The following is a 23,635-nucleotide window of genomic DNA, read 5'->3' on the forward strand; positions in this document are numbered from 1 at the left end:
AAAAGTAGCGTGGCAGTCTTTTTTTTGTGGAGCAAAATGTATGAGGGTGGTAAGGAATATCGCTTGGGGTCTGGATCTTCAATCTTCAATAATATTGTTCTCGAACTCGGTCTACTTGTCAATGAATGCCTTAAAAGTCTTGCTGTGGATATGTGACGGATTATACAATAGGGACATCAGATCATTGCAGGAGGAACAATCGTGGTATTTGAAGCACAGCGTATTTTGCCAGCTGCGAAGAGTATGAAGCAGTTTGAAGCAATCATCGAAGGACCCTTCACTTACGGGGTTATGTTGGAAACGCATATTGCCCAGTTACAGAGCATGATGGATCAGGCTCGGCGATATGAGAAGAAGATTTTGCTGCATGCTGATCTGGTGCAGGGATTGAAGAATGACGAGTACGGCGCAGAGTATCTGTGTCAGCATATACGTCCGGCAGGGCTGATCTCCACAAGAGCCAGTACCATACAGAAAGCGAAACAAAAAGGGATCACAGCGATTCAAAGGGTCTTTCTGCTCGATACACATGCTCTGGAGAAAAGTTATCAGCTACTCGCCAAAACACAACCGGACTACATTGAGGTATTGCCGGGTGTCATTCCGCATATTATTGCGGAGGTATCCGAACGTACAGGCATACCGATCATTGCCGGCGGGCTGATTCGTACACCTGAAGAGGTGGAGCTAGCGCTTGGGGTAGGAGCCGCAGCAGTAACTACATCGAATGATGATTTAATCAAGTATTTTAGGAAATCGCTTACATTCTAACTAAGCATAGGAGGACACCCATGGAAAAATTTATTTTGGCTCTCGATCAGGGTACAACGAGCTCTCGAGCAATTCTGTTTGATCACAGCGGTGATATTGTACATATTGCACAGCAGGAGTTTCCGCAGTACTTTCCCAAACCCGGCTGGGTGGAGCAAAATGCGAATGAAATCTGGAGTTCCATTCTGGCGGTCATGGCTTCATGTCTGGCGGAGAGTGGGGTCAAACCTGTGCAAATCGCAGGGATCGGTATCACGAATCAACGGGAAACTGTAGTGGTATGGGATAAACAAACGGGCAGACCGATCTATAACGCAGTGGTATGGCAGTCTAGACAGACGGCTTCGATCTGTGAGGAGTTGAAAACGCAAGGGCTGGATCACCTGTTTCACCAGAAAACAGGTTTGCTGATTGATCCATACTTTTCAGGGACCAAAGTGAAATGGATTCTGGATCATGTCTCTGGTGCCCGTGAACGGGCAGAGAGAGGGGAGCTTTTGTTTGGCACCATCGATAGTTGGTTGATCTGGAAACTAAGTGGCGGCACCCATGTCACGGACGTATCCAACGCCTCGCGTACGCTGATGTATAACATCTACGAACTGCAGTGGGATGATGAATTGCTGGCTATCCTGGGTATTCCGAAAGCGATGCTGCCAGAAGTACGAGGTTCTTCCGAAGTATACGCGCATACGACAGATGATCACTTCTTCGGACATCGGATACCCATCGCGGGAGCAGCTGGGGACCAGCAGGCTGCATTGTTCGGTCAGAGATGTTATGCCAAGGGGAGTATGAAAAATACATACGGTACCGGATGTTTCATGCTTATGAACACAGGTGAAGAGCCGGTACAATCCAACCACGGCCTAATTACAACGATTGCCTGGGGCATGAACGGGAAGGTTTACTATGCGCTGGAGGGCAGCATTTTCGTAGCGGGATCGGCTGTGCAGTGGTTGCGGGACGGTCTGCGTATGCTTCGATCATCCAAAGACAGTGAGGATTACGCCAAGCGAGTGCCTTCAACGGATGGGGTTTACATGGTGCCTGCCTTTGTGGGACTTGGAAGTCCATACTGGGACAGTGATGTGAGAGGAGCCGTATTTGGCTTGACCCGCGGCACAACGAAAGAGCATTTTATACGTGCTACGCTGGAGGCGCTGGCTTATCAGACCAAAGATGTGTTGGAAGCGATGGTCACGGATTCTGGCTCACCGGTTGATGCTCTGCGTGTGGACGGCGGGGCGGCGGCCAATGACTTCCTCATGCAGTTCCAGAGTGATATTCTGGGTATTCCGGTGGAGCGACCATCTGTTAACGAGACAACGGCTCTTGGAGCAGCCTATCTGGCAGGGCTGGCTGTCGGATTCTGGTCGGGGATAGAGGAATTGAACCAGCATGATAATTCGGAACGGACTTTCGAAGCCGTAATGGCAGAGGAGGAGCGAGAGCAATTGTATTCTGGCTGGCAGCGAGCAGTTCAAGCGGCCATGGCTTTTCAATAAAAGAGATCAGGTGTGTCATATCTCGTGTATGGGTATTTGTACTTTTTTGTTAAGTATATGCTATATATGATATTTACTAGTTGAAAATGATGTAAAACTTACAGGGATTAAATTCCTGGATTGTTCAAACCAGTTGCCCACAATAAGGAAAAATACAAGTTTAGTGGATTGCTTTGAAATTCCAACCTTATCCCCGAAAAAGTTTTTAAATTTTTTTGAATAATGTGTCAAATCAGGCCTTCACGCCATCGAAATTCTGTGATAGGATTAAGTCACAAGTTAAAAAATGATGTCTGGAGATCGGGAGGGACCACGTGCGTTCAGCAATTGCTGAGCGAATGACGTGGTCCTTTTTTTGTTGTTTTTTAGAGATAAAACAAGGTAAATAATGGAGGTCTACGACATGAAAGCAACGTTCTCGGCGACAAAACGAATGGAATATATGAATCAGATGTCAGATGCACAATTTGACGTATTGATTATTGGTGGCGGTATAACGGGGGCTGGGATTGCATTAGACGCGGTGTCTCGTGGGTTGAAGACCGCACTGGTGGAGATGCAAGATTTCGCGGCAGGCACTTCCAGCCGTTCTACCAAACTGGTTCATGGTGGTTTGCGTTATCTGAAGCAGTTTGAAGTGAAGATGGTAGCCGAAGTTGGACGGGAGCGAGCGGTTGTCTATGAGAATGGACCCCATGTAACAACCCCTGAACCCATGTTATTGCCGATCTATCAAAACGGTACATTCGGCCGGTTCAGTACTTCTATTGGTCTGATGGTCTACGACCGGCTTGCTGGAGTGAAACGTAGTGAACGACGGCAGATGCTGAATGCCCATGAGACATCATCTACCGAGCCTTTGCTGCGGAGCCAGGGTCTGTTGGGAGGCGGACGTTATGTGGAATACCGGACCGACGATGCCAGGCTTACGATCGAAGTGATGAAGGAAGCAGTTCGGCGCGGGGCACTGGCCGTTAACTATATGAAAGCTGTCTCCTTCGAGAAGGAGAACGGGATCATTACGGGCATCCAGGCCATCGATCAATTGAATGGAAACCGCTATTCGCTTCGAGCCAAAAAAGTCATCAATGCTTCGGGCCCATGGGTGGATGCGTTGCGTGAAGTAGATGGATCCCGTCAAGGGAAAACGCTGCAGATGACCAAAGGCATTCATCTGGTATTCGACGGTGCACGCTTTCCCCTACGGCAGGCGGTTTATTTTGATACAACGGATGGGCGTATGGTGTTTGCTGTGCCAAGGGACGGCAAAACGTATGTGGGCACTACGGACACGGTATATCGTGAGGACCCCGCCCATCCCCTCATCTCAGAGGCAGACCGCAATTATGTCATTGATGCAGTGAACGGTATGTTCCCGAATGTCCGTATTGGCCCCGAGGATGTGGAGTCCGGATGGGCAGGCGTGCGTCCACTGATTCATGAAGAGGGGAAGGGACCTTCAGAGATTTCACGTAAGGATGAAATCTGGGAGTCGAAATCAGGCTTGATTACCATTGCCGGAGGCAAATTGACGGGGTATCGCAAGATGGCGGAGATGGTCATGGATTTGGTCACTCGTCAGTTGCAGCAGGAGTTTGGGCTAACCCCGGGGCCATGCGTAACCAAAAAGATGCCGATCTCCGGGGGAGATGTCGGCGGCTCAGCTGGATATGTATCGTATACCGAACGTAAGATCAAGGATGGCGTTGCGCTGGGGCTGGATCGGCAAGCGGCAGAGCGGCTTGCGCGTACGTATGGTTCCAATGTAGATGCGTTGTATGAGCGCATGCCTGATCCACGAACCAAAGCTGAGCTTCATGGGATGCCGCAGGAGCTTTTGCTAATGCTTCGTTATGCTATAGAAGAAGAGATGGCGGCTACACCAGCTGATTTTTGGGTACGCCGAACGGGGGATTTGTTTTTCCGCATCGACGAGGTTCGCCGTTATAAATTGGCAGTCAGCACCTACATGGCAGAGCAGCTTGGCTGGTCAGAACAGCAGGCAGCGTCCTATGCGAAGGAACTGGATCAACTGCTACTGGAAGCATCCGGAAAATGCTAGAGCGGAAGGATTTTGCGGGTTCGGGTCGAATGGAACATGTAAGCGTATAACTGAGAGGGGATTACATCCATGACATTACAGATCGGAATCATAGGAACGGGCTGGTTCAGTAAGGTCCACGCAGATATTCTAAGACGCATGGAAGGTGTTCGTGTTGCAAGTGTATGTGGCACAACACTGGAAAAGGCAGAAGCAATGGCTTCCGTATATGATGCAACGGGTTACGACAAGCTTGAACATATGCTGGACGGTGTAAGACTGGATGCGATATATATCTGTGTACCTCCAATGTCCCACGGCCCTATTGAGGAAGAGTTAATTAAACGACGCATACCTTTCTTCGTAGAGAAACCGCTGAGTAATGGGATGGACACCCCGCTCCGCATCATGGAGCAGGTACAACAGTCTTCTTTGTTAACCTCTGTAGGATATCACTTCCGTTATCAGGATGCGGCGCAGGTCATGAAACAAGCGATGCAGGAGCAGAAAGTGGGTATGGCACTGGGACGCTGGATGGGCGGTATGCCTGGTGTGAGCTGGTGGCGCCGTCAAGAGGGTTCCGGAGGTCAGTTCGTGGAGCAGACGACGCATATCGTGGATTTGCTTCGCTTCTGCGCAGGAGAAGTGACCGAGGTATATGCGATGGCGGCCCAGCGCAGCATGCACGAGAAGCATGAGCATGTGACTGTTGCCGATGTAGCTAGCGTGACGCTGAAACTAGAGAGCGGTGCAATTGCGAGTATTGCGAATACATGTCTGTTGCCTGATGGAGAGGGAGGAGCTGGACTGCAGTTTTACACAGACACTGGTGTATGGGATTGGACGCCGGAGCGTCTGCTACTGCCTAGTGCGGCTTCGCATGCCATGGCTGGACTTGAGGTTCCAGCAGGACATGATCCGTATGTGCGCGAGAATGAAGCCTTTATTCATGCACTTCGCACAGGAGACAGATCTCTTATTCTGTCGGACTATGCAGATGCGTGCCGAACACAAGAGATCACAACCGCAGCACAGGCGTCGGTAGAGTCAGGACTGCCTGTGCAGCTTAAGTCCTCATCCCGTCACGTCCGTTAGAACGGCAAATCTAATACGCCTGCATCAGAACTAGGTGTCGTTCTAGTGCAGGCGTATTGATCATGCAACTTGCAGTGATTGTGTTGTTCGATGAAAGAAGTTGCTTTTGGTTTTGGTTTGGTGGCAATGAACTATTTTACTTGCCGCTGTTCTTTTAACCAGTCTGAGGACCAGCTGTAGATCTGATTAATGACAGGTTCAATCGCTCTGCCTTTAGGTGTAAGCTCATACTCCACACGAGGAGGGATCTCAGGGTACATATGCCGCGTAACGATGCCTTCCGTCTCCATTTCTTTCAGACGCTCCGATAACAACCGACCACTGATGGCCATCTCAGCCTCCAGTTCTGTGAAACGTTTGGGTCCGGACAACAGCTGATACATGATCAGCAGCACCCACTTTTTCCCGATGATGTCCATGGCCTGTGTAATCAGACAGGGACTTGAAGTTTTTACTTTTCTCAATTTCAACGTGTTTCACCTCGATTCATGGCAAATATGCGGTACAACACTATATAAAAGGACAACAATTTCTGCCGCTCTAAACAAATAAAAGCACCTTCATGTGAAGGGAGGGTTACTACAAAATACAATGTAACATACCTTTTGTACGTATTATACCTCTTTTTATGAAAAATTACTTGATGAAATTATCTAATAATTTTATATTAACTTTAAAAATGTAATTTGAAATGTAGAAGGTGAGAGAGGATAGATATGTTGAGGGATCTTTTTGGTGTTTCAAAAAAAATAAGAACCCAAAAACGAGCGGGTTCTTTCGTAGCATATTTCTTAAGTTGGAAGAAATATGCTGAATATTCATGATCAATAGAAATTAGATTATAACAATTTTTTTAATTGCGAGACGCGTCCTTGGCTGATGCCAAGTTTCTCTGCGATTTGTTGTTGAGCGAGCCCGGGATGCTGTTCAATAATTTCCTTCATTTGTTGTAGCATGCGTGCTGTCTTCGGCCGCAAGTCGGGGTAGTCCTGGCTCGCCGAGATCTCTCCTTCATTCCATGAGGCTGAAAAAGCAGCGGGTTTGGCAGAAGGGCGCTCTGTAGATGCAGAAGTCTGTTTCTTCTCAGGTATGAACCAGTCGGGAGTGTCATCTGGGTGTTTCAATTGAATCGCACAAGTCCGGCAGATGAATTGCTCTTTGAAATACATTTCCGTATCCACGTCACCACAAAAAATACACAATGTTGATTTGTACTTTCTTAAAATCAACTCTTTCCCTTCAATGAAAAACTCAAGCGGATCGCCGATATGGATTTCCATTGTATCCCGCATTTCCTTGGGAAGGACAATTCGTCCGAGACGATCCAGAGATCTCTTCATTCCGGTCCTTTTCATCGCATCTCCCCCGCAATATTAACATTAAAAACCTGTCCTTATTGTAAGGAAGAAAGGGCTTTAATACAACAATAATATTTCAAAAAAAAGGGATTATTCCATCTATTATGGGAAAATAAGTTTAGAAAGCGTGGGAGCGACGGCTAAAGTGAACAGAGCAGCCAGGACCATGGAGATGCTGGAGATGGTTCCCGTCAACGAACTTAGTTCGAATGCTTTGGAAGTACCCGTACCATGGGCACCGGTTCCAAGCAGTGTACCCTTCGCAATCTCACTATCGATGCGCAGCATTTTGACGATAGATGGTCCCATGATCGCACCAAGAAGCCCTGTCATAATGACGAAAACAGCGGTAACCGCCGGGATTCCCCCGATCGAAGCCGAGACATTCATGGCAATTGGCGTTGTGATGGAGCGCGGAATCAGACTATGAATCAAACCAGAGTCCAGGCGCAACCATTTGGCGAGCATGGCGGAAGAGAGTACGGCAACAACCGAGCCGGTCATGACGCTGACCACAATCTCGGAGATATGTTTTTTGAGCACATGGAAAAACGTATAAAGTGGCACTGCAAAAGCAACTGTAGCTGGCTGTAGTAACAGGCTGAGCCATCGGCCTCCGCTGTTATATGCGGCATAATCTGTGCCAGTCGCCAGCAGTACTCCTACAACCAGAAGTGGTGTAATGAGCAATGGAGACAGATATACTTTAGGCAGACTGCGATACATCCGCTTGGCTAAGAAGTAGATCCCGACAGTCAACAGCAAACATAAAAAACCTATCATTCGGTCTGACGCTCCTTTCGTGCAGCAATACGTTTAGCAACCAGGCCGGTGCAGGCCATAACCAGAAACGTGCTTAGCAGCACGATAAATAAAATCTGTAATCCGTCATGCTCTAACATAGGCATGTAGTTCATAATACCAACCGCTGACGGGATAAAAAATAACAATAGTTCACCGAGCAGCCATGCTGCCCCGATCTCAATCCAGCGCAACTTCACAACTCCGGTCTGCAGCAGAATGAACAGAACGACCATCCCGAGGATCGAGCCAGGTATAGGCAGGTGGAGAGTACGGGCCAGCAGGTCCATGAGCAGTGAAAAAACCATTAACAGCGCGACTTGTAAAATCCCGATGCCCCATTTTTTCACTTGAATCCCTCCTTGTATATCAACATGTTATAGATCAGTTTGAACTGAATTTGTGAAAATGAATGTAAATTTTTCTTCGTATCATAAATTTTACAACCCTTTCTTTCATGAGTAAAATGCATATTAAGAATGTTTACTATTCCATTTATCTATAATAGGTGTAGGGTTAGCAAGAAGGACAGGAGTGGAAGAGACGATGGATATTCGCCATCTGCAGTATTTTCTCGAAGTTGCCCGGCAGCAGAGCTTCACCAAAGCCGCCGAGGTATTGTACATCACCCAGCCCACGATCAGTAAAACCGTGAAAAGCCTGGAAGATGAGCTGGGGGTAACGTTGCTGGATCGGTATGGGAAACAGGTGCAGTTAACAGACGCGGGGCATGTTTTTTTTCGGCAGGCGCAGGAGATTGAGAAATCTTTTCGCAGTCTCTCGTCTGAACTGGATGATCTGATGAATCTGAAAAAAGGGCATTTACGCATCGGTCTGCCACCGATGGTGGGGTCGAGTTTCTTTCCTATGATTATCGGGGAGTTCCACAAGGCTTATCCTCAAGTGAGTATTCAGCTGTTTGAGGATGGGGCCAAAAAGGTAGAGGCGGATGTGATCAGTGGTGCGCTGGATATCGGTGTGGCTGTGCTACCAACGGTAGATGAACTGCTCGATCATTTTGTGTTTGTTCAGGAAAAGCTGAATCTGCTCGTCCATCCTTCCCATGCACTTGCTGAGAAAACATCGGTTGCGCTTCATGAGCTGGAGCAAGATGCCTTTGTTTTATTCCGGGAGGATTTTGCGCTTCATGATCGTATTATTGCGGCTTGTCAGCAAGCCGGATTCCAACCGCGAGTGGTCTATGAGAGTTCTCAGTGGGATCTACTAAGTGCGATGGTTGCGGCTAATCTGGGCGTTGCCCTGCTGCCGGAGACAATCTGTCGTGAGGTGGATCATATGCGCGTGCGGATCATTCCGGTCGTGGAACCAGTCATTCCATGGCAGCTTGGCATGATCTGGCGGAAGGATCGGTATCTTTCTTTTGCTACGAGAGAATGGATTGGATTCACCCAGTCGATGCTGGGAAATAGAGAATAATGTTATGTTAAACCCTAAAGCTCAGGCACAGGCTCATTCGTCAATCGAAGGGGATCTGATGAATGGGCTTTTTCGTTTATTTCACGATTTGTTTACTTCGTTTCTTCTAATTAAATTTCCATTTTAACCGATATACACATTGTTGCTTACATATATTGTTTACCTGTGAAGCATGTAGCTCGAATTTAAATATTCCGAATGTGAAAGGATTGTGTCAAATTGAAGAAAAGTACGAGAAACAAAGGGTTTACATTGTCTCTATTGATTGGCCTAATGGCGATTATGTTGGTAGCCTGCGGTAAACCGTTAACTGAAAAACTATATTCAGAATCGGTAGTCCAGGAAATTAAAGATAGTACTGAAATCACACAAGAAGATAAAGATCTCTTTGGGAAAGCCGTTTTATATTCAGTCGGTAGCAATACGGATCTATCCTCTAAAACGGTGGGTCAAATTATAGCAGATGAGAAGCTTAGACAGCTGAAGATTGAGGAAGAAGAGAAGAAGAGACAAGAAGAGATCAAAAGAAAACAGGAAGAAGCTGAAGCAAAGAAACAAAGCATATTAAAGCTGTTGGACGAGTCCATCCAGGTGGGCCTGATCAAAAAAAGTGTAACATTGAAAGACACGAATAAATGGATCTTCAGTGATGTGGTTCATATGACCCTTGATCTGAAAAACGTTGGAGAAAAGGACGTGAAAGGATTTCAGGGAATCATTACGTTCAAGGATATGTTTGATAATGATATCAAATCATTAAATGTGAAATATGATCAACCGATTAAGACTGGAAAATCAACTTCTTATGAGGGTAGTTTTGAAGTAAATCAATTCATGGACGAAGATAATGAACTTAGGGACACGCCTTTGGAAAAAATCAAAGTTGAGTTTGAGATGGATCAAATTATTTTTGCTGACGGAGATCCGGTTAAACGTTCGGAAATTGAATAAGTGAGTTTCAACACTGTGGGTAGCCCTTCTACAGGAGGGTACTGCAATAAGCCAAAGGTCTTTTCCGAATAGGAAGAGGCCTTTTTTTACTTTTTAATACCTCTAGGGACAATAAAATCAAGAATATAAATCGTCATTAAAGCAACAAATTTTACGGACCCCTCTTAAAATATTAAAAAAATTTCCAACTTTCTCATAACTTACAACGTTATTCTTTTAGCTAGACAAATTTAATCTGCGTATGATTAGATCCATGACCATGAAATATAAGCGGAACTTTCTTTTCTGAAATGAAAAAAGAAGAGGAGCAATAATAATGAAAAAGAAGAATAAGATTGTTGCAGTGCTTGCTACGGTTACTCTACTGGGTGGTGCTGGCTTTGCTTATAATCAAGCATTCGCTTCAAATTTGGACGAGCAACAGACCAGAAATTATGAATCGCCTTCAGTAGCTGAAGTGCAAGTTACTACTCCTACGATTGAAGAAGGAATACCGCTAGCAGAGACTTCGGAAGCTCAACTTGCTCAACGTAAAAAACTTGAGCTGGGGGATATTGGTGAAGTGAATATCCCTTTGAATTTGGATACTTCTTCAGTAGTGGGTGCCATGTCTACAAATGAAACTAAAAATAATCCTATTGTAGAGCTTGTTGAAGTTCAAGCATCCGAAAATATTTATGGAAAAGAGGTCTATGCCACTTATCGATTGGCTAAAGGACAAGAGATTTTCATCTCTCAATCTGAAGATGTTTTAGAGAGTGAACAAGCAACTGTGGAATTAGCAAAATCCTGGTATGATCCAAACAATGTTTCTACTCAAGAAATTAATGACGCTACTGCTGTCATTGAAAATGGTGAAACAAGAAAAACGGTTCACTTGATTAAAGACGATGTAATGTACACTATTTGTTCAAATGGTGCGGACAACCTTGATCAGTTAATCGAGATTGCAAACGGAATCCAGCCTTAAAAAATTATAGAAAATGCAAAAAAAAAGCATCTCCTTCAGGAAATGCTTTTTTTTTTTTGCTACGTGTTGATGTCTCTGACATGCATTCTTACTCTGCAAGCAATCACCCTTTGTCCATACCAAAGAAAAAGCGATTACTCGATCGTATATGTTGTCAAAAATGAAGGGCGAGGAAACATGGTTGGTTTCTGTGCAGTCAGACCCTCACTTGTGCTGCGATTGCGATGAGCGTGGTTGTATGCTTGTGACTGCTGCCAGCCCTTGAAATGTTCTTCCGATTGCCAGAGTGTAAGCACCACATAAGTATCATCTTTGAGCGGACGGAGCACGCGAATACCCACGAATCCGGGTTCGTCTTCCACTTTACGGGCACGATTCTTGAAACGTTCCTCAAAATCATTACGCCCATCCTCAGTGACCGGAATGTTGTTCAACACGGCGAAGCCGCCGCCTGTCCATGATCCGGCATCGTCAAAAGCTTCGTATGCAGCTACATGTTCATCCGACTCTATGTCCAGCAATCGATCCGTTGTTTCAAACGCGTAACACACTTGATCTTGTCCGCGCAGCGTCAGATGTGGATAAGCTGTAAGGGAATCTGGCAATGGGGATGGAATCAAATAAATATACATGATAATTCGTCCTCCTTTTCAGAGTAGATTTCAAGCGTAATCAAGACTACCGAACCGCTGTGAATGATCATTTAACGGGTAGTTCTAACATCTAACATAGCATACGGCAAGGAGGGTTTCCAAATCGGCTTGAACTGTGCACATTGACATTCAATTTCGAGCTGAATAGTAGAGATTTGCTGCAAGATAAGACACGTTGTGTAAGACAAATAATGCAGTAATAATGAAAAAGGATAGAGAAATGCCATCCACCGCAATGGCGATAATCCATGCCAAAGCAAGACTGATGGTAGTTGCCTTCCAGGAGAAAGCTTTTGCCTTGGTTAAACAGTACAGATATCTCTCATCCATGCTATGCTGCTTGCTCGCTATTCCTTTTGCTAAGAACATGATTGCCAGCGCGAGCAGCAGACCACCGACGATTCCGCCAATTCCGGTGAGACGATTCACTAATTCAGGACTCAATATTCTCATCTCCTTCAAAAATAAATAATTCTTCAATTTGACAATCAAATACTTGCGCAAGCTTGTGAGCGAGCACCAGTGACGGTTTGTATTTTCCAGATTCGAGCGATATCACCGTTTGCCGAGAGACCTTAAGTCGTTGAGATAGTTCTTCTTGTGTAATGTTCATATGCATACGTTTATCTCGGATTAGATTTCGCAAAAATATCCTCCCTAAAGTAAAGTGTGCTTTACGTAAAGCTAACTTTACATAAATGATAGGGAAAAGTCAATATGTCTTCATAGGATTTAACATCATGTGGAGATGCTGTTGTGTCTCGCAGGGGATTTCGTGATAAAGTATAAAGACTACAATTAGAACGGGTGATCGCATGGCAACAACAGTTCGGATATCTGTCAGACCGCTGGTTGAGTATGTATATCGTAGTGGCAGCATACGTCCGGGATTTCGCACGAACGCTTCGATGCAAGAAGGGACTCGCATTCATCAGCGGGTACAGAAGGCATATACCGAAGAGGATTTAAAAGAGATTGTGCTGGAAGCGGAACTTCAACATGGCGACCTGACATACGTTATCGAAGGGCGATGTGACGGCCTGATTCGTCTGGAGGGGCAACTAACGGTGGATGAGATCAAATCCACAGCCGGTAATCTGGACGAGCTGGATGGTGGACTCGACGTACACTGGGCGCAGGCGAAGATGTATGCCTATATGTATGCTGCACAGCATGATGAGCCGCGGATGCAGGTTCAGCTGACGTATGTGCATTCAGTGACGGGGGAGGAACGGCGCTTTCGTCGTATGGAAGATCGGCAGGAGCTGGAGCAGTTCGCAGCCGAAGTCATTGCTGGATATGCACCCTATGCGGAGATGATCGTGGCATATGAAGCGGAGCGGGATATTAGTGTGCGCGAGCTGCCGTTTCCTTTTCGCAAATACCGTGAGGGACAGCGCAAGCTGGCAGGCGCAGTGTACAAAACGATTCGTGAAGGACAGGGACTTATGGCGAAAGCACCCACAGGCATTGGCAAAACGATGTCTGTGCTCTTCCCTACAGTGAAAGCAATCGGTGAGGGTGAGGCCAGCCGTTTGTTCTATCTGACCGCGAGAACAACAACGCGAGTTGCAGCAGAGGAAGCCTTTGCCCGAATGCAGGCCGAAGGGTTGAAGATGCATGTTATCAGCCTGACAGCGAAGGACAAAATTTGTTTTAAGGACGAAGAAGCCTGTGATACGGGACAATGCAGTATGTGCGAAGGGTATTATGACCGAATTAACGGTGCAGTGCTGGACATGCTGGAACATGAAACGTTAATGACTCGGCCTGTCATAGAGCAGTATGCCCGCAAACATCGGGTCTGTCCGTTTGAGTTTTCCCTGGATGCGGCGTATGCAGCTGACGCGGTGATCTGCGACTACAACTATATATTTGATCCGCGCATATCGCTCAAGCGAATGCTGGAAGAGCAGAAACGCAAGACAGTACTATTGGTGGATGAGGCACACAATCTGGTAGACCGCGGGCGCATGATGTTCTCGGCAGAGCTGGAAAAGGCCGTATTTCTCGACGTGAAAAGAGAGTTCCAGACGCTGGGCAGCCATGTGCCAGGTGTGAAAGCCATTGTGGATTATACCGGTGCTATCGACAAGTATCTGATCACCCTTCGTAAGAACGGTGGCGATGAGGGCAAGATCATTCAGCAGGAAGCACCGGAAGAACTGATTGAACGGCTGGAGCCATTTATTATGGTGGCAGAGCAATGTCTGGTCGAAGGAGGTTCAGGCAACGCTGAGACGGATCAGCTGTTGCTGGATGCCTATTTCACAGCGCAGAATTTCGTGCGAATTGCCAAACTGTATGATGAGCGTTTCATTACCTATGCAGAGTGTGTGCGGAGTGAGGTGCGGGTGAAGTTATTCTGTCTAGACCCGTCTCTGCTGCTACGTCAGACGGCAAAAGGTTTCCGTTCTACCATTCATTTCTCGGCGACTCTGTCACCCCTTCGTTATTACCGGGATATGCTGGGGGCAGAGGAAGAGGATTACACGTTGCAGATCCCTTCCCCATTCAATAAGGAGCAGTTGGATGTACGGCTGTTACCTCTGTCTGTGCGTTACAAAGACCGGGAGCGTTCCAAACGGCCGATTGCCGAGATGTTACAACAGTTGGTATCCGAGTGGCCGCGTAGCAATCTGCTCGTCTTTTTCCCATCCTATCCGTACATGCGCGAGGTGTATGAGGTGTACGCGCAGCTTCCGAGCGATGCGGACACAGTGATGCAGGAGCAAGGTATGAACGAGCAGGAGCGGGAGCAGTTTCTGGCCGCATTCCAGCCGCATCCCGAGCGAACACGTCTTGTTTTTGCCGTCATGGGCGGAGTGTTCTCGGAAGGGGTCGATCTGCCGGGGGATCGGCTGAACGGTGTTGTCGTTGTAGGTGCAGGGCTGCCACAGATTGGCCTCGAGAACAACGTGCTGAAGGATTACTTTGACAAGTCGGGACGTAACGGTTTTAACTATGCTTATGTTTTTCCAGGTATGAATAAGGTGCTTCAGGCTGGAGGCCGACTTATCCGAACGGAAGAGGATCGGGGGGTGCTGGTACTCGTGGATGACCGTTTCACACAAGAACCGTATCGTTCTCTGTTACCTGAAGAATGGCTGGACTATAAGCGAATTTAAGCGGATTTAAGACAAGATTTATCATTTTTACTGAAATATTTTCTTAATTTTCTAAATATTCTTTCATTTTCATGATTGAAACATAGGTCAATCGGGTTATAACTTGGTTAGCACGAACGAACAACGGCGATACCCCATCCGTTCCGCGGTCCGCTTCGAATGCAAATCAAGGAGGTCGGTTTGTAATGAAGAGAAATCATACCATGATGCAGTTTTTCGAATGGCATTTGGCTGCAGACGGCAATCATTGGAAACGACTAGCTGAAATGGCCCCGGAACTGAAAGCAAAAGGCATAGACTCGGTATGGGTGCCTCCCGTAACTAAAGCGGTCTCTGCAGATGATACAGGTTATGGCGTGTACGATCTTTACGATCTGGGCGAATTTGACCAAAAGGGTACGGTACGTACCAAGTATGGCACCAAGCAGGAGCTCGTGGATGCCATTGCGGAGTGTCAGAAGAGTGGCATTACCGTATACGTGGATCTTGTCATGAATCACAAGGCCGGAGCAGACGAAAAGGAAGTATTTAAGGTGATTGAGGTGGACCCCAATGACCGGACGAAAGAAATTTCCGAACCATTTGAGATTGAAGGATGGACCAAATTCACATTTCCTGGACGAGGCGATCAATACTCCTCTTTCAAATGGACATCTGAACACTTCAACGGCACTGATTTTGACGCCAAGGAAGAACGTACGGGTGTGTTCCGCATTGCGGGTGAGAACAAAGCTTGGAATGAAAATGTCGACGATGAGTTCGGGAACTATGACTATCTGATGTTCGCCAATATAGATTATAACCATCCGGATGTGCGGCGTGAGATGATCGAGTGGGGTAAATGGTTGATCGACACGCTGCAATGCGGTGGTTTCCGACTGGATGCAATCAAACATATTAATCATGAGTTCATCAAGGAATTTGCTGCGGAGATGATCCGCAAGCGCGGGCAAGACTTCTACATCGTAGGTGAGTTCTGGAATCCAAACCTGGATGCTTGTCGTACGTTTCTAGATACGGTGGATTATCAGATTGACCTGTTTGATGTATCCCTTCACTATAAGTTTCACGAGGCCTCTCTGGCAGGGCGTGATTTTGATCTTTCCAAAATTTTTGAAGACACTCTCGTTCAGACCCATCCAACCCATGCGGTAACCTTTGTGGACAACCATGATTCACAGCCTCATGAGGCATTGGAGTCCTGGGTTGGTGATTGGTTCAAACCAAGTGCATATGCACTGACGCTGCTGCGTCGTGACGGATATCCTGTGGTCTTTTACGGAGATTATTATGGGATTGGTGGTCCTGAACCGGTAGAGGGAAAAAAAGAGATTTTGGACATTCTGTTGTCAGCTCGATGCAACAAAGCTTATGGAGAGCAGGAAGACTATTTCGATCACCCGAGCACGATTGGCTGGGTGCGCCGCGGCGTGGAAGAGATCGAAGGCTCTGGTTGCGCAGTGGTCATCTCCAACGGCGATGACGGTGAGAAGAGAATGTTTATCGGGGAGCATCGTGCAGGAGAAGTGTGGGAAGATCTGACGGGTAGTTGTGAAGATTCAATCACCATCCAAGAGGATGGTTGGGCTACGTTCTACGTATGCGGCGGAGGTGTGTCTGTCTGGGCACTCCCGGAGCCGAGCGAGGACTGTGACACAGTGGACACGGTGGAAGCAGAGCAGTAAGTGCATAACGTAGGAGATGTTTTAATTATATGACAGGGTGAACCCGTCACATCATGGTTACGTGACAAGTCCCTGTACGAGGATAACTATTAATTATGGAACCACCTGAAACCGAGCTGCACACACTTGTTTGATCGTATCAATCAGTGGGGTAGTTCAATCAGACACATGCTCTCATGTGCTGATTCAGGTGGTTTTGATGTTTTTATAAGAGTTCCAGACGCTCTGGCTTTCCAACTTCTCTTCTATTTATTCATCCAGCTCAAAAGACTCCAGCGTACCAACCATGCGCAAATCATCTGCGTGCTCTCGATTGAACTCTGCACGTTTGCCCGCATCGGCATACTCATCATGATAATGCATCAACACGGTTTTCCGTCTTACTTCGGCGGGCAGTTGTTCCAAGTCCTTCAGTGACGTATGGGATTTGATCACCAAGTCATGCATGTGGCATTCATGGAAGATCAGTTGCACATCAGGTGCGATCTGCTCCACTCGCTCACGATCAAGCGTGCTGTCCGCACTATAGTAAAAATAAGGCTTCGCCATCAGCCCGTTGCTGACCATCCCGGGAACGTGCTGCGTCCGAAACGTCTCGAACATGACCCCACCCAGTTCAAAGCTTGCCCCATCCGGCAGCGGAACGACATCATAATAATCACTCATTGTACGCTCACCGTCCGTTGTGTAACGCATTCCAGGAGAAAGGATGTTCCACAGAGGATCAACCAACTCTTCGTGAATGAACAGACGTGGCTTACGATCCCCGACAATCTGCGCATAATAGCCAAGCATCTGAACCCCGTTAATATGATCTTCATGCAGATGGGTGATAAACACATTATGAACGCCGGTCATCGCAAATCCGTATTCCTTGAGTGCCTTGGCATTGGACTCTGGAAAATCAATCACCAGATGCGTATCGCCGAATTCAGCGAGCATGCTGTTGTGATGCTGTTCTACACTGAACATATCTCCTGTGCCCAGAAAAGTGATTTTCATCGCAGTTCATCTCCTTCAAATCGGTATCACTAGCGTTAAATCCAGTATACCGTGTTTGCGAGAGTATGCCTAAATTAACCTTTTTTGAGAACGCTATCATTTTATATTGAACTTTGGCATCAAACGGTGTAGCGTTAAAGATGGAAAGTAAACCTAAATGAACGTAAACTCACCTAAAGGGAGCGTGCAAGGCGAATGAAATCTTTTCTGGATGAACAGTTCTTACTTCACAATGAAACGGCGGTCAAGCTCTACGAGCAATATGCGAAAGACATGCCGATTATGGATTATCACTGCCACCTCAGTCCTCAGGAAATTTACGAGAACAAAACATTTGGTAACCTGACAGAGGCCTGGTTATATGGCGACCATTACAAATGGCGTCTGATGCGGGCGAACGGAATTGAAGAGAAGTATGTGACGGGCGGCGAAGGGGTAACGGATTACGATCGTTTCCTGGCGTATGCCAAAACGGTGCCAATGATGATTGGTAACCCGTTATATGCTTGGTCTCATCTGGAATTACAGCGTTATTTCGATGTACATGAAGTACTTAATGAGACAAGCGCTCCAGCAATCTGGGAAAAAGTAAATGCCAAGCTAACCGGTGAAGGCTTCGGGGCGCGTGATCTGATTACCAAATCCAATGTCACCGTTGTCTGCACCACCGATGACCCAACCGATTCTCTGGAATATCATCTGAAGATTCAGGAGATTGAAGGTTTTGACACTGCGGTACTGCCATCTTTCCGTCCGGATAAGGGACTTGAATTGAACCGAGATACCTTCATCGAATGGGTAGGCAAGCTCTCACAAGCTTCCGGGACAGAGATTACGGATTACGACTCATTCCTGGCTGCGCTGGAGTCTCGTGTAGAGTTCTTCCATTCCGTAGGCGGTCGTGTCTCTGACCACGCACTGGACTATGTGCCTTACGCGGCAGCGACTCGTGAGCAGGCTGCTGATGCATTTGCCAAAGCACTTGCTGGCGAAAAAGTGTCACGCACGGAAGAGGATGGTTACAAGACAGTTACACTGACATTCCTTGGCAAGCTGTATGCGGAGCGTGGCTGGGTCATGCAGTTCCATATCAATGCAGCGCGTAACAATAACACGAAGATGTTCAAACAGCTCGGCCCGGATACCGGTTATGACGCCGTGAATGATACACCATTATCTGCGGCTGTCATCGGGTTGCTGGATACATTGGAGCAACAGGATGCTTTACCCAAAACGATTCTCTACTCCCTTAATCCAAGAGATAATGAAGTGCTGGCAGCCATCATCGGCAGCTTCCAGGGCGGCGGGATTCCGGGTAAAATCCAGCTTGGTGCCGCATGGTGGTTCAATGATACGAAGGATGGCATGCTCGCTCAGATGAAAGCACTGGCGAACGTGGGGCTGCTTAGTCGTTTTGTCGGCATGCTGACCGATTCAAGAAGCTTCCTCTCGTATACGAGACATGAATACTTCCGCCGCCTGCTCTGCAACCTGATTGGTGAATGGGCAGAACAAGGCGAAGCACCGAACGATATGGAGCTGCTTGGTCAGATCGTACAAGGGATTGCGTATAACAATGCCAAGGCCTATTTTCCATTTAATGCTGTACCGCAGAGCGTATCTGCTTCAAAATAACGTACACTCATTCTTACTTAAAAATGCTCTCAATGCCTTTGTTTGGTCTTCATCCAAGCGAAGGGGTTGGGAGCTTTTTGACTTACGGTTCATTCGCGTGAAAAGCTCTCGTACGTTGGATGTATTTGTGATGATGAAAGGATTGACATATCCTTACACTGAGAATATACTTAGGTAACCTAATTAATTGATAAGCTATTAAATAGAGTGTCTATCAAATAGGGTGTCTATCAAATAACCCCCCTATTTAATAGACAAACTACGATTATTTTTAACGGGAATAATGTTCCGATGAAGGAGGACGATAGGATGACGGGTATAGATCCGGTGGCTCAGAAGCTCTTATATTCGATCATGCAGTTTAACAAAGGCAAATGGAGACAACATAAACCACATGGGCGCAATCACAATGAAATTATGGTGCTGGCCTGTCTGCTTCACGGCTCCCATCCGGGAGAGCGCATGGATTGGCAGGATAACCCGCCTGATTTCGAGAGTCATTTCAACCAGGAACATCCGGGATTGAAAGTGTCCGAGATTAGCGCATTAATGCGTGTGAAATCACCGACAATTACGCCTGTCATTCGCGGTTTGGAAGACGAAGGCCTCGTTGAGCGTAAAATGGATCCGGAGGATCGGCGAGCTGTGCGAATTACGATTACGGATGCAGGTCGTGCAATTATCCGTGCGGCTCATGAAGAACGGATGGCTACTTTTAACCGGTTAGTTGAACATCTGGGTGAAGAGGATAGTATTCAGCTAGCGGAACTGCTCAGCAAGGTGTACACCTTCTTTGATGCACAGATATCTGGGCAGGATGAAGGACATGAACACGCTAATGAAGTCATAGGAAAAGATAATAAAGCCGTTGCGCAAAACAATACAGCACCTGACCGAGGAGATGATACGCTATGATGAAATTATTTCGCATGCTTAAGCCATATCGTATCCCGATTATTTTTATTTTGGCGCTCATATTCCTGCAAACGATGGCGGAGCTGTACTTGCCTACGTTAATGGCTGATATCGTGAACTTTGGTATCGTCAAAGGGGATGTGCCTTATATTTGGAAGATCGGCGGATTCATGTTATTGATTGCGATTGGTGGAACCACATGTTCCATTATTGCAAGTTATCTATCCGCACGCACAGCAGGTGGATTTGCCAAGCAGCTGCGCAGTCGGGTGTTTCGGCATGTCGAGAACTTCTCGCTGCAAGAATTCGATAAGCTGGGTACAGCATCATTGATCACACGTACAACGAATGATATTACACAGGTGCAGAACGTTTTAACGATGATGCTACGCATGATGATTATGGCGCCGATGATGTGTATCGGGGGGATCTTCATGGCCGTATCTCAGGATGCGAAGCTGTCCACCATATTCTTGGTCGTGCTGCCTGTTCTTGCGGGAGCCATTGCATTGATCGGTTCCAAAGGGTTTCCGTTGTTCAAGCAAATCCAGAAAAAGCTGGATCGTCTTAACCTGGTTCTACGTGAACAGCTGACAGGAATTCGAGTTGTTCGTTCCTTTAACCGAGGTGAGCATGAACGTGTTCGTTTCAATGGGGCGAATACAGAATTAAGAGATGCGTCGATTAAGGTCAACGTCCTGATGGCTACAGTGATGCCTGTCATGATGCTGGTTATGAACTTTTCAATGATTGCGATTCTGTACTTCGGTGGTCTGCGTATTGACAGCGGTAATATGAACATTGGTTCCCTGATTGCCTTTGTACAATATGCGATGCAGATCATGTTCTCGCTGATTATGGTGACCATGATTTTTGTCATGGTTCCAAGAGCTTCGGCATCGGCAGAACGGATTAATGAAGTGCTGGATATGCAGCCCGATCTGTCTGATCCTGCACAGCCTAGCACGATGAAATCCATGCAGGGAACGATTGAGTTCGATCAAGTTACTTTCCGTTATCCAGGTGCAGAGAATGCTGCCCTGTCCGATATTTCGTTCACGGCTCGCTCCGGTGAAACGACGGCGATTATCGGCGGTACTGGTTCTGGCAAAACAACGTTGCTCAGCCTCATTCCGCGTTTCTATGATGTGACTGAAGGGACTGTGCGAGTAAATGGAACCGATGTGCGGGAGTTAAGGCAGGAAGAGCTGCGATCCAAAATTGGATTTGTTCCGCAAAAGGCAGTTTTGTTCACGGGCACAGTTGCGGAAAATATTCGGCAAGGTAAAGAGGATGCGAGTATGGATGAAGTCATTCATGCGGCGCGCACGGCACAAGCCGAGAACTTCATCTCTGAGATGAAGGAAGGGTATGACAGCCTGATTGCTCAAGGCGGTAATAACGTGTCCGGTGGACAAAAGCAACGTTTGTCCATTGCACGTGCACTGGTTCGCCGTCCAGAAATTTATATTTTCGATGACAGTTTCTCGGCCCTTGATTTTAAAACCGATGCCAAACTTCGTGCTGCGCTCAAAACCGAAACGACGGAAGCGGCTGTTCTGATCGTAGCTCAGCGGGTCAGCACGGTTATGGATGCAGATCGCATCCTCGTCATGGATGAGGGCAAAATTGTCGGTTCGGGAACACATAAAGAACTGCTGGAGAACAATGAAGTGTATCGTGAGATTGTATCTTCCCAGCTGACTGAGGAGGAGATCGCATGAGTGAACGTACAGCAGAACGCAAAGTATCGAGTGCTCCGCGCGGACCGGGTCATCCTGGCGGCGGAATGGGCATGCGGCCTCCTGCAGAGAAAGCGAAGGATTTCAAAGGCACTCTGCGTCGCCTGATCCAGTATCTCCGGCCGCATAGCTCTCGTCTGATTGGTGTGCTGATTGCAGCTATTTTAAGTACGGTGTTCGGTATTATTAGCCCAAAAATCATGGCTGAAGGTACAGATATCCTTGCTGCAGGTGGCATTGCTATTATGCAGGGGATACAAGGTGCCGGAATTGATTTTCCAGCCTTGATGAAAGTATTGTACCTATTATTTGGATTATATCTGTTCAGTGCTGCTTTTGCGTATGTACAGCAATACCTGATGGCTGGCGTAGCTCAGCGGGTCGTGTATGATATGCGCGAACAGATCAGTGCCAAGGTTGGACGCTTGCCGCTGAAGTATTTTGATTCCCGTACGCATGGGGAGACATTAAGCCGGGCAACCAACGACGTAGATAACATCAGTAACACGTTACAGCAAAGTTTGGCTCAGTTCATTACATCGGTTGTGACCATTGTTGGTGTCATCATTATGATGCTGACGATCAGTCCATGGATGACGCTGATTACGATGTTGACTCTCCCACTGAGTGTTATCGTGGTTATGCTGGTCGCCTCCCGTTCGCAAAAACATTTTGCGGGGCAGCAGAAATCGCTCGGTGAATTGAATGGTCACGTCGAAGAGATGTACACCGGTCATAAGGTCGTTAAAGCCTTTGGTCGTGAAGAGCAATCGGTACAGGAATTTGAAAAAGTAAATGAAGAGCTGTATGCATCAGGCTGGAAAGCCCAGTTTATTTCCGGGATTATTATGCCGCTGATGAACTTTGTCGGTAACCTGGGGTATGTACTGATCTGTGTAGTCGGCGGGATTTTCGTTACACGGGGCTCGATCTCCATCGGGGACATTCTGGCCTTCACGCAATATTCGCGTCAGTTCACTCAACCGATTAACCAGATTGCGAACATCTCGAATATTATTCAATCCACCATTGCATCGGCAGAGCGTGTATTCGAACTGCTGGATGAAGAGGAGGAAGTTCCGGAGTCCAAACAACCTGCAACTTTACGTTACCCGACAGGTGCTGTAGCTTTTGAAGCAGTGGACTTTGGTTATAAAGAAAATGAACTGCTCATTCATAATATGAATATTGATGTTGCACCGGGGCAAACGGTAGCGATCGTGGGACCAACAGGCGCTGGTAAAACAACGCTGATCAATCTGCTCATGCGTTTCTACGAGCTGCAGAGTGGCCGAATTACGATCGATGGCATTGACATCAAAAATATGTCTCGCAGCAATCTGCGCAGTATGTTTGGTATGGTGCTTCAGGATACGTGGCTGTTTAACGGTACAATTCGGGATAACATTGCCTACGGACGGGAAGGCGCAACGGAAGAAGAAGTGGTCAAAGCGGCTGTGGCTGCCCATGCCGACCATTTCATTCGCACACTGCCGGACGGTTACGATACGATACTGAACGAAGAGGCATCCAACATCTCACAAGGCCAGAAACAACTGCTGACGATTGCGAGAGCGATTCTGGCGAATCCGTCAATCCTGATTCTGGATGAAGCGACCAGCAGCGTGGACACACGTACCGAGGTCTTCATCCAGAAAGCAATGAATGAGCTGATGCAGAACCGTACGAGTTTTGTCATTGCCCACCGTCTGTCCACCATTCGCGGCGCCGATCTGATCCTGGTTATGGATCACGGTAACGTGATTGAGCAGGGCAACCATGAGGAGCTGATGGCGAAGCAGGGCTTCTATGCTGATCTGTACAACAGCCAGTTCACGGAACAGCAGCCGCAGGCGATCTAACGGGACGGATTGGATTGGTTGTTAAGGCTATTTAACATACAGGAGCGAGGAACGTCTAAAGCTTGAGCCTTTAGAAAAATA

At 47.1% G+C, this 23,635-nt stretch carries 21 protein-coding genes; 13 read left to right on the forward strand and 8 right to left on the reverse strand.

Features of this window, described 5'->3' with window-relative positions; genetic code table 11:
• Positions 1-201: 201 nt before the first annotated feature.
• The 4 genes from PQG66_RS14710 (at position 202) to PQG66_RS14725 (ending at position 5,415) form a co-directional block, all read left to right on the forward strand.
• A complete protein-coding gene (locus PQG66_RS14710; protein WP_272038478.1) occupies positions 202-771 on the forward strand; it encodes a glycerol-3-phosphate responsive antiterminator in 570 nt (189 codons plus the stop codon).
• Between the two features lie 20 nt (positions 772-791).
• Positions 792-2,279 (forward strand): glycerol kinase GlpK, encoded by a 1,488-nt coding sequence (gene glpK / locus PQG66_RS14715; protein WP_272038479.1) that lies wholly within the window; start codon positions 792-794, stop codon positions 2,277-2,279.
• Positions 2,280-2,682: 403 nt separating this feature from the next.
• Positions 2,683-4,341, forward strand: a complete 1,659-nt coding sequence (locus tag PQG66_RS14720; protein ID WP_272038480.1) for a glycerol-3-phosphate dehydrogenase/oxidase — start codon at positions 2,683-2,685, stop codon at positions 4,339-4,341.
• 69 nt (positions 4,342-4,410) lie between these two features.
• Positions 4,411-5,415, forward strand: coding sequence for a Gfo/Idh/MocA family protein (locus PQG66_RS14725; protein ID WP_272038481.1), 1,005 nt, complete (start codon positions 4,411-4,413; stop codon positions 5,413-5,415).
• 131 nt (positions 5,416-5,546) lie between these two features.
• Here PQG66_RS14725 and PQG66_RS14730 read toward each other — a convergent pair whose 3' ends face one another.
• The 4 genes from PQG66_RS14730 to PQG66_RS14745 form a co-directional block, all read right to left on the reverse strand.
• The gene (locus PQG66_RS14730; protein WP_272038729.1) at positions 5,547-5,834 is read right to left on the reverse strand and encodes a winged helix-turn-helix transcriptional regulator; all 288 of its coding nucleotides are present in this window, start codon (positions 5,832-5,834) and stop codon (positions 5,547-5,549) included.
• A 420-nt stretch (positions 5,835-6,254) separates the two neighbouring features.
• Complete coding sequence (locus tag PQG66_RS14735) at positions 6,255-6,770, reverse strand: AbrB/MazE/SpoVT family DNA-binding domain-containing protein (RefSeq protein ID WP_272038482.1); 516 nt, start codon at positions 6,768-6,770, stop codon at positions 6,255-6,257.
• Between the two features lie 105 nt (positions 6,771-6,875).
• Positions 6,876-7,556 (reverse strand): CidB/LrgB family autolysis modulator, encoded by a 681-nt coding sequence (locus tag PQG66_RS14740; protein ID WP_272038483.1) that lies wholly within the window; start codon positions 7,554-7,556, stop codon positions 6,876-6,878.
• Complete coding sequence (locus tag PQG66_RS14745) at positions 7,553-7,924, reverse strand: CidA/LrgA family protein (RefSeq protein ID WP_272038484.1); 372 nt, start codon at positions 7,922-7,924, stop codon at positions 7,553-7,555. Before PQG66_RS14745 ends, PQG66_RS14740 begins: the two co-directional genes overlap by 4 nt.
• A 196-nt stretch (positions 7,925-8,120) precedes the next feature.
• On the opposite strand from PQG66_RS14745, the gene cidR reads away from it, so the two are divergent.
• From cidR to PQG66_RS14760, 3 genes are all read left to right on the forward strand, one after another.
• On the forward strand, positions 8,121-9,011 hold the full coding sequence (cidR, locus tag PQG66_RS14750; RefSeq protein WP_272038485.1) for a cidABC operon transcriptional activator CidR: 891 nt from the start codon (positions 8,121-8,123) through the stop codon (positions 9,009-9,011).
• A gap of 219 nt (positions 9,012-9,230) precedes the next feature.
• Positions 9,231-9,962, forward strand: a complete 732-nt coding sequence (locus PQG66_RS14755; RefSeq protein ID WP_272038486.1) for a hypothetical protein — start codon at positions 9,231-9,233, stop codon at positions 9,960-9,962.
• Between the two features lie 316 nt (positions 9,963-10,278).
• Positions 10,279-10,932: a hypothetical protein gene (locus tag PQG66_RS14760; RefSeq protein ID WP_272038487.1), complete on the forward strand. Its 654-nt coding sequence runs from the start codon at positions 10,279-10,281 to the stop codon at positions 10,930-10,932.
• Between the two features lie 134 nt (positions 10,933-11,066).
• On the opposite strand, the gene PQG66_RS14765 is transcribed toward PQG66_RS14760, so the two are convergent.
• The 3 genes from PQG66_RS14765 to PQG66_RS14775 all read right to left on the reverse strand — a co-directional run bounded on the left by PQG66_RS14765 (position 11,067) and on the right by PQG66_RS14775 (position 12,231).
• Entirely contained in the window at positions 11,067-11,564 is a 498-nt protein-coding gene (locus PQG66_RS14765) for an antibiotic biosynthesis monooxygenase family protein (RefSeq protein ID WP_272038488.1), read from the reverse strand.
• Positions 11,565-11,714: 150 nt separating this feature from the next.
• Complete coding sequence (locus tag PQG66_RS14770) at positions 11,715-12,029, reverse strand: hypothetical protein (protein ID WP_272038489.1); 315 nt, start codon at positions 12,027-12,029, stop codon at positions 11,715-11,717.
• Positions 12,019-12,231 carry a helix-turn-helix transcriptional regulator gene (locus tag PQG66_RS14775; protein ID WP_272038490.1) on the reverse strand — a complete coding sequence of 71 codons (213 nt, stop codon included), beginning with the start codon at positions 12,229-12,231 and terminating at the stop codon, positions 12,019-12,021. The genes PQG66_RS14770 and PQG66_RS14775 overlap by 11 nt, the downstream gene beginning before the upstream one ends.
• Before the next feature lie 169 nt (positions 12,232-12,400).
• Between PQG66_RS14775 and PQG66_RS14780 the strand changes: the two genes are divergently transcribed.
• Positions 12,401-14,713: a helicase C-terminal domain-containing protein gene (locus PQG66_RS14780; RefSeq protein ID WP_272038491.1), complete on the forward strand. Its 2,313-nt coding sequence runs from the start codon at positions 12,401-12,403 to the stop codon at positions 14,711-14,713.
• A 185-nt stretch (positions 14,714-14,898) separates the two neighbouring features.
• Positions 14,899-16,398 carry an alpha-amylase gene (locus tag PQG66_RS14785; RefSeq protein ID WP_272038492.1) on the forward strand — a complete coding sequence of 500 codons (1,500 nt, stop codon included), beginning with the start codon at positions 14,899-14,901 and terminating at the stop codon, positions 16,396-16,398.
• Between the two features lie 249 nt (positions 16,399-16,647).
• Here the strand turns inward: PQG66_RS14785 and PQG66_RS14790 are convergent, their stop codons facing one another.
• Positions 16,648-17,400, reverse strand: a complete 753-nt coding sequence (locus PQG66_RS14790) for an MBL fold metallo-hydrolase (protein ID WP_272038493.1) — start codon at positions 17,398-17,400, stop codon at positions 16,648-16,650.
• A gap of 195 nt (positions 17,401-17,595) precedes the next feature.
• On the opposite strand from PQG66_RS14790, the gene uxaC reads away from it, so the two are divergent.
• The 4 genes from uxaC (at position 17,596) to PQG66_RS14810 (ending at position 23,554) form a co-directional block, all read left to right on the forward strand.
• Complete coding sequence (uxaC, locus tag PQG66_RS14795; protein WP_272038494.1) at positions 17,596-19,035, forward strand: glucuronate isomerase; 1,440 nt, start codon at positions 17,596-17,598, stop codon at positions 19,033-19,035.
• A gap of 309 nt (positions 19,036-19,344) precedes the next feature.
• Positions 19,345-19,950, forward strand: coding sequence for a MarR family winged helix-turn-helix transcriptional regulator (locus PQG66_RS14800; protein ID WP_272038495.1), 606 nt, complete (start codon positions 19,345-19,347; stop codon positions 19,948-19,950).
• The gene (locus tag PQG66_RS14805) at positions 19,947-21,674 is read left to right on the forward strand and encodes an ABC transporter ATP-binding protein (protein WP_272038496.1); all 1,728 of its coding nucleotides are present in this window, start codon (positions 19,947-19,949) and stop codon (positions 21,672-21,674) included. The genes PQG66_RS14800 and PQG66_RS14805 overlap by 4 nt, the downstream gene beginning before the upstream one ends.
• Positions 21,671-23,554 (forward strand): ABC transporter ATP-binding protein, encoded by a 1,884-nt coding sequence (locus PQG66_RS14810; protein ID WP_272038497.1) that lies wholly within the window; start codon positions 21,671-21,673, stop codon positions 23,552-23,554. Before PQG66_RS14805 ends, PQG66_RS14810 begins: the two co-directional genes overlap by 4 nt.
• Positions 23,555-23,635: the final 81 nt, after the last annotated feature.

The organism is Paenibacillus sp. JJ-100 (assembly GCF_948329825.1).
In the GTDB taxonomy this organism is placed as follows: domain Bacteria; phylum Bacillota; class Bacilli; order Paenibacillales; family Paenibacillaceae; genus Paenibacillus.

What these genes read in the sequence shown, in the direction of transcription:
- glpK (WP_272038479.1), top strand. Translation starts at nt 792, where the DNA reads ATGGAAAAATTTATTTTGGCTCTCGATCAGGGTACAACGAGCTCTCGA.
- PQG66_RS14805 (WP_272038496.1), top strand. Translation starts at nt 19,947, where the DNA reads ATGATGAAATTATTTCGCATGCTTAAGCCATATCGTATCCCGATTATT.
- PQG66_RS14810 (WP_272038497.1), top strand. Translation starts at nt 21,671, where the DNA reads ATGAGTGAACGTACAGCAGAACGCAAAGTATCGAGTGCTCCGCGCGGA.
- PQG66_RS14765 (WP_272038488.1), bottom strand. Translation starts at nt 11,564, where the DNA reads ATGTATATTTATTTGATTCCATCCCCATTGCCAGATTCCCTTACAGCT.
- cidR (WP_272038485.1), top strand. Translation starts at nt 8,121, where the DNA reads ATGGATATTCGCCATCTGCAGTATTTTCTCGAAGTTGCCCGGCAGCAG.
- PQG66_RS14740 (WP_272038483.1), bottom strand. Translation starts at nt 7,556, where the DNA reads ATGATAGGTTTTTTATGTTTGCTGTTGACTGTCGGGATCTACTTCTTA.
- PQG66_RS14720 (WP_272038480.1), top strand. Translation starts at nt 2,683, where the DNA reads ATGAAAGCAACGTTCTCGGCGACAAAACGAATGGAATATATGAATCAG.
- PQG66_RS14790 (WP_272038493.1), bottom strand. Translation starts at nt 17,400, where the DNA reads ATGAAAATCACTTTTCTGGGCACAGGAGATATGTTCAGTGTAGAACAG.
- PQG66_RS14800 (WP_272038495.1), top strand. Translation starts at nt 19,345, where the DNA reads ATGACGGGTATAGATCCGGTGGCTCAGAAGCTCTTATATTCGATCATG.
- PQG66_RS14725 (WP_272038481.1), top strand. Translation starts at nt 4,411, where the DNA reads ATGACATTACAGATCGGAATCATAGGAACGGGCTGGTTCAGTAAGGTC.
- PQG66_RS14785 (WP_272038492.1), top strand. Translation starts at nt 14,899, where the DNA reads ATGAAGAGAAATCATACCATGATGCAGTTTTTCGAATGGCATTTGGCT.
- uxaC (WP_272038494.1), top strand. Translation starts at nt 17,596, where the DNA reads ATGAAATCTTTTCTGGATGAACAGTTCTTACTTCACAATGAAACGGCG.
- PQG66_RS14730 (WP_272038729.1), bottom strand. Translation starts at nt 5,834, where the DNA reads ATGGACATCATCGGGAAAAAGTGGGTGCTGCTGATCATGTATCAGCTG.
- PQG66_RS14735 (WP_272038482.1), bottom strand. Translation starts at nt 6,770, where the DNA reads ATGAAAAGGACCGGAATGAAGAGATCTCTGGATCGTCTCGGACGAATT.
- PQG66_RS14780 (WP_272038491.1), top strand. Translation starts at nt 12,401, where the DNA reads ATGGCAACAACAGTTCGGATATCTGTCAGACCGCTGGTTGAGTATGTA.
- PQG66_RS14760 (WP_272038487.1), top strand. Translation starts at nt 10,279, where the DNA reads ATGAAAAAGAAGAATAAGATTGTTGCAGTGCTTGCTACGGTTACTCTA.